Below are 1,033 nucleotides of genomic sequence, written 5' to 3'. Positions count from 1 at the left end.
CCTGGGGAATTACGGGCTCTGGCGCTGATCTTGTGATCGAGCCGGTGATGTCAGTGGCGGGTGTCATCGTATCCCGGGTGTACTTCGGGGAGTTTTGAGACGCTTCTGCCTCATCTGACCGGTGTCATGGTGGAGTTGGTCGAGCGGACCATCGGCGGGATCACGATGCATGCCCGCGCGCGGGCGGCCGATGCGGCGTGCCCGCACTGCGGCAGCGCCTCGGGGCGGGTGCACGGTCGGTACCTGCGGAGACTGTCCGACGCAGCGATCAGCGGGACGAGGGTGGTGATCGAGCTGCTGGTGCGCCGGTTCCGGTGTCTGGACACCTGTTGCCCGGCGGTGACGTTCGTCGAGCAGGTCGCCGGGCTGACCAGCCCGCACGCCCGCTTCACCCCGCTGCTGCGCGGGATGCTGACTTCGATCGCGGTGGCGCTGGCCGGGCGACCTGGCAGCCGCCTCTCGGTGGCACTGGGAGTCCCGGTGGCGAAGGACACCCTGTTACGCCTGCTCAGGGCACTTCCTGAGAAACCCGCAGGGCCCGTCAGGGTGCTCGGTGTTGACGATTTCGCTCTGAAGAAGGGCGACTCGTACTCGACGATCTTGGTGGACCTGGAACGGCGATGCCCGGTCGATGTACTGCCCGGACGCGACGCGGAACCGCTGGCCGCCTGGCTCAGAGACCACCCCGAGGTGGAGATTATTTGCAGGGACCGCGGCGGCGCCTACGCCGAGGGTGCCCGCGCCGGCGCCCCGCAAGCGGTCCAGATCGCCGATGGCTGGCATTTGTGGAAGAACCTCGGCGAGGCGGTGGAGAAGACCGTCGGAGCCCATCATGCCTGCATCCGGACCGCGTTCGCGACCACCACGCCGGTGATCCCGCCGCCCGGGAACGACATCTGGCAGCTGGCGCCGCCCACCACTGACACGATGCTCGATGTGTGCGGACGAGAACGCCGCCTGGTGGCCCGCACCAAAGAGCGGTATGCCGCTGTGCAGCAGCTCCTGGGCGACGGCGGCACACTGGAGCACATCT

General features: G+C 68.1%; 1 protein-coding gene. It reads left to right on the top strand.

The features are described from left to right. Nucleotides 1-126 precede the first annotated feature (126 nt). Nucleotides 127-1,033 (top strand): ISL3 family transposase (locus ACIQIB_RS39570; RefSeq protein WP_400764341.1); only part of this gene is annotated, 907 nt, incomplete at its 3' end.

Origin of the sequence: Kitasatospora sp. NPDC092286 (assembly GCF_044755565.1) — a bacterium.
Classification (GTDB): domain Bacteria; phylum Actinomycetota; class Actinomycetes; order Streptomycetales; family Streptomycetaceae; genus Kitasatospora.
The sequence above is the reverse complement of the archived record's forward strand: the minus strand, read 5'-3'. Positions and strand labels throughout refer to the sequence as shown.